The sequence below is a fragment of the Acinetobacter sp. 102 genome, from assembly GCF_037028485.1.
GTDB classification, from domain to species: Bacteria; Pseudomonadota; Gammaproteobacteria; order Pseudomonadales; family Moraxellaceae; genus Acinetobacter; species Acinetobacter higginsii.
The window spans coordinates 217,028-223,027 of the sequence record NZ_JAZEZK010000007.1 but is presented as its reverse complement, the minus strand read 5'-3'; the positions used below and the strand labels follow the sequence as shown (position 1 = coordinate 223,027).

Genomic DNA, 6,000 nt, shown 5'->3' with positions numbered 1-6,000 from the left:
CAAATTATCTTAATTTATTGCTTCGAACGCTTATTTTTTACACAAATAAGGCTGAAAATGTGCAATTTGGTCGATTATTTGCTCAGTTTTATTCTTTTCTTGCCAGTGTAAAGGGCGACAATCGATGTATTCACAGTATCCAGAACCTTGATAGCTTTGTTTGTTCCACAATAATTGATAATTAAAACTTCCTACATAACCCGCAGCTAAGCCAAATTTATAATCCCCTCGGCTTTGAGCGTGTAGTTGAAAGACCACTTCCCCCTTTTCTGAATATTGCCAAATAAATTCCCGTGGCAAATACATCTCCCGTCCATTTGGGGTCTGAACTTTTGGATAAACACGGGTGACATCTAAAATGACCTGATGATCATAGAGTATTGAATTTTGCTCATTCGACTGAATTTCAATTCTAGAAAAAATAATGTTATTCCACTGATTTCTAAGTTCAGACAAGATGATCTGAAAGTCTGCACTGACCTGAATAATTTGATAGGTAAAAAAATGAAAGGCGATAAAAGGTAAGTAGATGGCTCTGGCATGTTTCAAAATGCCTTGTGCTTGGATTTGATATTTTTGTTTTTTATAGGTTATTTCGCCTTCGCACTGACAGCGAACATACCAATAATCCCCAACGCCCCATTGCAAGGCTGAATGATTTTCTATTTCAGTACCAATATTCACTTTGAGTTGGCAACTGAGTTCTTCATCATCACGCTTAAAATAATAATTTGGGAAATCAACTTGGATTTGATCTACATCTAAAAACTGATAACGATCTTGCTCTAATTGACACTGTTCTTTGGCACTATAACTTTTGAGATGCCCAACTGTAGATAAGCTACTGGTAACCAAAACAGTCGCAGTATCAATTGCCGTCGTAGCAATTGCACTAGCGTTATAACAAATAGGAATCCGCGGTTGGCCAATCAGGCTAATGAAATTTAAATAATGAAAAGGTTCAGGCAAATTTGGCAGGATCAACGCCTGATAAACAATTTTAAAAAGACCTTTAGGCGGATGAAAAGTTAAAGCATCTGACTTATTGAGGTTCAGCTGCTTTAATTGATTGTTATTCATCAATATTGGCATACTGAACCTCCGTATTTTAAGTTGTTATTTTGGCATCATTCTTTTTGGCAAACAACGTCGTTACAAATCCTGAAAGGACATAGATGATACAGACAATGAGTATCCCTACAGGAATGTTGTACGTGATTGCAGCAAAAATCAAGACCACTGGCAACATCACGACAAAAGGTACACGCTTACGATCCATTTGTTTAAATGAATAGTATTTGATGTTTGAAATCATCAGTAAGCCAACGGCAACCATGACCACTGAATTAATCACTTGAATGACGATATCTTTTAAATCAAAGATAAATGGATAATCACGACCGACCCATACCAATGAAATAACAGTCACTGCCGCAAGCGGGCTGGCGATACCAATAAAGTAGCGCTTATCCACCACGCCGATTTGCACATTGAAACGCGCTAGGCGGAATGCGGCACAAGCTGTGTAAATAAAGCAACAGGCTAAACCGATACGTCCAAGATCATGCAAGCTCCAGCTATACATCAAAATAGCGGGTGCAACACCAAACGCCAACAAGTCAGAAAGCGAATCGTATTGCTCACCAAATGCACTTTGTGCACCAATTGCACGAGCCACTCTCCCATCCAAACCATCAAGCAATGCAGCCAAGAAAATGGCATAGATCGCTTGGTTAAAGTTTCCATTCATACTGGCAATAATTGAATAAAAACCAGAAAGAAGTGCGGCTGTTGTAATTAAATTCGGCCATAAATAAATGCCACGGCGTTTCACTTTTTGTCCTTCGTGCGTATGCTCTTCTTCTTCTACTTCAAAAGTGATTCCATCAAAAGAATGATCTTCTTTGTTCAAATCAGAATCAGGTTTAAGAGAATTTGTCATTATTTTCAATTCCTCGAGAATATTTGGACGTTGATGGGTTATTCACCCACCAACCAACGCACTGCAGCATGTCCACCATTTTCACTCATGCGCAAATGTGGAAATAACCATTGTAATGCTTGATCCGCATCTTCTGAGAACTTCCAAGGTGGATTAATCACCAATAAGCCACAACCATTCAATCCGACTGGGGTGTCATCTGGCCATACACAAATTTCACAAATGAGCTGACGGCGAATACCCGTTTTCATCATTTTCTTTTCAAAACGTTCAATCATGGCGCGATCTTTGATTGGATACCAAACTGCAATCACACCTGTTGGCCATTTTTTATGTGCGGCTTGGAGTATTTCAACCAATTGCGGGAAATCTTTACGCTCAATTTCGTAAGGAGGGTCAATCATGACCAATCCGCGCTTTTCTTTCGGCGGAATGACACCCATTAAACCTTCATAAAAATCACGCTCATGCAAGCCCGCACGTTTATCACGAATATTAAAATACAATTGTTGAAAAACATCACGCTGCATTTCAAATATAGTTGCTTTATCAATATCACGCATGCCTTCAAGCGCAAACCAAGGTGAACCTGGATAAGCGCCTTTACCCGAACTGGCACGCATATCTTCAACAATTTTAAGATATTGTTTTACACCTTCAGGTGCATTACGTTTAATCGAATCGTCAAGCTTGACCAAACGATGGATACCCGTTAAGAATTCACCTGATTTTTGTGCTTCAGACGTAGATAAATCATATTTACCTGCACCACCATGGGTATCGATATATCGATAAGGTTTATCTTTAGCATTTAAACGAGCGAGCAGTTGAAGCAAAAGTACATGCTTCATAACATCGGCAAAGTTACCCGCATGGAAATGGTGACGGTAATTCATGTTGACAATTATTCCTCAATTCAGCGGGTAGTTTAACATGAAAATAGGGGCCGATGACATTTCACAGATGCTTGCGACTGTAGACATTTTTTAGCTGATACAAGGCATGGTTTACGAAATTTAGCACCCTAAATGAGAAAAACATAACGCTGTAGCAGCAAAAAATGTCACAGTCCCGAAGGGTTATAGCTAAAACCACCCTAAACTTCGTTATGAAACTTGACAAGGGAATCGCCATTGCCTACGTTCCATGCCTTGTTTATGTCGTTTTAGCTTATAACGCAAAGCATGGTTGAAATGTCAGCAGCCCCTAAATTATTCTTTAGCGTTGATGTGATCGTCTAAAATTGCCCTACAATCGAACCTAAGTCACTGGAGTGCTATGCAAGCAACAACTCTTCCACCCGCATTAAATCTTCAGTCTTGGAATCTGGATCAAGTGCTGGATGATCTAAATGAATTTGGCTTTGCCTTGATTGATGATATTTACTCACTTGATTATGTACAGACATTAGCACATGAATGTACTTCGCATCTTGACGAATTTAGAGCAGCAGGAATACAAAATGGTGTGGTCAGCCATATCCGTAGTGATCACATTCTATGGATTGATGGGCAACTGCCGATTGCGCAACAGCATTTACAGACCTTAGAACACCTATCTCAAGCGTTGAATCAGGCTTTCTATTTAGGCATTAAAGAAGTCGAAGCACATTTCGCTTGTTACAACGCAGGCGAGTTTTATGCCTTACACCGCGATAACCCACAGCAAAAAAATGATCGCATGATTTCGACCGTGTTCTATTTGCATGAAAGTTGGCAAGAGGATTGGGGTGGTCAATTACGATTGCAAGATAAGCATGATCAATGGCATATCATTCAACCACAACCGAATCGTCTCGCGATTTTTCAAAGCGATGTCTTGCACGAAGTCCTACTCTCTAAACAGCAACGTTTATCAATCACGGCATGGTTACGTAGTGGTGGCTCAATTTGGAATAAAGCTTAATCCCTTTAAATTCCTAAAAACACCCTTATATACCACGCATAACTGACGATTTTGGATCCATAATGTCGAATGAAAATCAACAAGTGATTGCTCGAATTGGTGAAACAGACCAACTCTATTTAGACAGCAATACTCCCGAACTTGCTTTAGAACGTGCCGACCTACGTTTGCAATTAGTGGTACTGAGCCATATTCGTCAGGAACAATTGCATTTCTTGCAAGAAGCAATCGTTCTCATTGAACAGGCGCGTATTGAATACGATGAAATGCCACTCAGCTTATATTTGAATTTGTCCTTGCATCTAGCCAAAGCCTATATGATTTACTTTGAGTTGACCAAAGAACGACGCTTTGCCTTGATCACCCAACAAATTTTAAAACCCTTGGCCCATCATGAGCATTTAGACGTCTATTTCTTCTTGGCCTACGCATCAGCAGCTAAACAAGAACAAGCCTTAACACAACACTGGTTAAAAAAATATGTGTCATGTTTAGAACATGATTTAGAGTTATTACAACTCCACCCTGCATTTAATGCCATACGCCAAGAAGATTGGTTTAAAACATTGATTCAAAAAAAAGCTCACTAATGTGAGCTTTTTTTTATTTAACTATCTTGTGCTATCGACATGTAGTTGTTGATTCAACTCATCAATCACGATCGCCCACTCATCATCTTTATCCCAGTGACTTTTGAGAAAATCTCGCTGTCCTGCACTCCAAAATTCCGCTTCATGTAATTTTTGATCGGCAGGTAGTTGATGAGTTTTTACAAAGTTTTCGATTGCTGCCTCATCCGCCCCAAGCCCAAGTTGTTCGAATAAAAGCTCAAGTGTCGGTTGCTGTTCAAACATTGTTATTCTCCAAATCATGTCCTTTATCGAAGTAATCTAACAGCAAATCGCCATAGCATGCAGCGATAGGTCTATATTTTCTTGTTGTTTTTTGTGTTTATTGGCATAAAAAAAGCACTCTCTAGGAGAGTGCTTTCAATTTATCAAAAAGATAAATTATTTTACCATGTCAGCAATTGCTGCACGTTCTTCTTCAAGCTCATTCAACGTGAAGTTGATGCGCTCACGGCTGAACTCGTCAATTTCTAAGCCTTGAACGATTTTGTATTCACCGTTTTCAGTCGTTACAGGGAAACCGAACATAACGCCTTCTGGAATACCATAAGAACCATCAGATGGAATACCCATAGTTACCCATTTGCCGTTAGTGCCCAACGCCCAGTCACGCATGTGATCGATTGCAGCGTTTGCAGCTGAAGCAGCTGAAGACAAACCACGTGCTTCGATGATCGCAGCACCACGTTTACCAACAGTTGGAAGGAACACATCTTTGTTCCATGCAGCATCGTTGATTTTGTCTTTTAAGCTTACGCCATTTGCAGTTGCAAAACGGTAGTCTGCATACATTGTTGGAGAGTGGTTACCCCAAACGGTCATGTCTTCGATGTCAGAAACTGCAACACCTGCTTTTTGAGCAAGTTGAGTTAATGCACGGTTGTGGTCAAGACGTAACATTGCTGTAAAGTTTTTCGCTGGAAGATCTGGAGCAGATTTCATTGCGATGTAAGCATTGGTATTTGCTGGGTTACCAACAACCAATACTTTAACGTCACGGCTAGCAACTTCGTTAAGTGCTTGACCTTGACCGATAAAGATTTCGCCATTCACTTTCAACAAGTCAGCACGTTCCATACCAGGACCACGTGGGCGAGAACCAACTAATAACGCATAGTCAGCATCTTTAAATGCAACTTTAGGATCATCAGTCCCGATCATGCCTGCCAATAATGGGAAAGCACAGTCATCAAGTTCCATCATCACGCCTTTAAGCGCTTGTTGAGCTTTCTCAAAAGGAACTTCAAGCAATTGTAAAATTACTGGTTGATCTTTACCTAGCATTTCACCGCTTGCGATACGGAATAATAAGCTATAACCAATTTGACCAGCAGCGCCTGTAACGGCTACACGAACGGGTTGCTTCATGTGATATTCTCCAATGAGATGCGTTTGCACGATTGAACGCTATTATTATTCAATCGAATTATCATAAACGGCAAAGATTGTACTCTAAAGCGAATACAGATGCATGTAAAAGAGAATGAATTTCAACGAAAGTCTAATAGAAAATACAAATCAAAC

General features: G+C 40.0%; 7 protein-coding genes. 2 read left to right on the top strand and 5 right to left on the bottom strand.

Features of this window, described 5'->3' with window-relative positions:
- Positions 1-30: 30 nt before the first annotated feature.
- The 3 genes from WA352_RS09365 to WA352_RS09355 are packed head-to-tail and all read right to left on the bottom strand — an operon-like array spanning position 31 to position 2,838.
- Positions 31-1,092 (bottom strand): DUF6670 family protein, encoded by a 1,062-nt coding sequence (locus WA352_RS09365; protein ID WP_336142201.1) that lies wholly within the window; start codon positions 1,090-1,092, stop codon positions 31-33.
- A gap of 16 nt (positions 1,093-1,108) precedes the next feature.
- Complete coding sequence (gene pssA / locus WA352_RS09360; protein WP_004802590.1) at positions 1,109-1,942, bottom strand: CDP-diacylglycerol--serine O-phosphatidyltransferase; 834 nt, start codon at positions 1,940-1,942, stop codon at positions 1,109-1,111.
- A gap of 38 nt (positions 1,943-1,980) precedes the next feature.
- On the bottom strand, positions 1,981-2,838 hold the full coding sequence (locus tag WA352_RS09355) for a 23S rRNA (adenine(2030)-N(6))-methyltransferase RlmJ (RefSeq protein WP_336142199.1): 858 nt from the start codon (positions 2,836-2,838) through the stop codon (positions 1,981-1,983).
- 382 nt (positions 2,839-3,220) lie between these two features.
- On the opposite strand from WA352_RS09355, the gene WA352_RS09350 reads away from it, so the two are divergent.
- Positions 3,221-3,847 (top strand): 2OG-Fe(II) oxygenase, encoded by a 627-nt coding sequence (locus WA352_RS09350; RefSeq protein WP_241304876.1) that lies wholly within the window; start codon positions 3,221-3,223, stop codon positions 3,845-3,847.
- Between the two features lie 62 nt (positions 3,848-3,909).
- Positions 3,910-4,437 carry a hypothetical protein gene (locus WA352_RS09345; RefSeq protein WP_336142194.1) on the top strand — a complete coding sequence of 176 codons (528 nt, stop codon included), beginning with the start codon at positions 3,910-3,912 and terminating at the stop codon, positions 4,435-4,437.
- A 21-nt stretch (positions 4,438-4,458) separates the two neighbouring features.
- Here WA352_RS09345 and WA352_RS09340 read toward each other — a convergent pair whose 3' ends face one another.
- The gene (locus WA352_RS09340; protein ID WP_004802586.1) at positions 4,459-4,701 is read right to left on the bottom strand and encodes a DUF2789 family protein; all 243 of its coding nucleotides are present in this window, start codon (positions 4,699-4,701) and stop codon (positions 4,459-4,461) included.
- Positions 4,702-4,857: 156 nt separating this feature from the next.
- Entirely contained in the window at positions 4,858-5,844 is a 987-nt protein-coding gene (locus tag WA352_RS09335; RefSeq protein WP_004655942.1) for a malate dehydrogenase, read from the bottom strand.
- Between the last annotated feature and the right edge of the window lie 156 nt (positions 5,845-6,000).

Bases quoted from the DNA above. Each gene is read 5' to 3' on its own strand.
- WA352_RS09365 (WP_336142201.1), bottom strand. From the start codon at position 1,092: ATGCCAATATTGATGAATAACAATCAATTAAAGCAGCTGAACCTCAAT.
- WA352_RS09350 (WP_241304876.1), top strand. From the start codon at position 3,221: ATGCAAGCAACAACTCTTCCACCCGCATTAAATCTTCAGTCTTGGAAT.
- WA352_RS09355 (WP_336142199.1), bottom strand. From the start codon at position 2,838: ATGAATTACCGTCACCATTTCCATGCGGGTAACTTTGCCGATGTTATG.
- WA352_RS09345 (WP_336142194.1), top strand. From the start codon at position 3,910: ATGTCGAATGAAAATCAACAAGTGATTGCTCGAATTGGTGAAACAGAC.
- WA352_RS09340 (WP_004802586.1), bottom strand. From the start codon at position 4,701: ATGTTTGAACAGCAACCGACACTTGAGCTTTTATTCGAACAACTTGGG.
- pssA (WP_004802590.1), bottom strand. From the start codon at position 1,942: ATGACAAATTCTCTTAAACCTGATTCTGATTTGAACAAAGAAGATCAT.
- WA352_RS09335 (WP_004655942.1), bottom strand. From the start codon at position 5,844: ATGAAGCAACCCGTTCGTGTAGCCGTTACAGGCGCTGCTGGTCAAATT.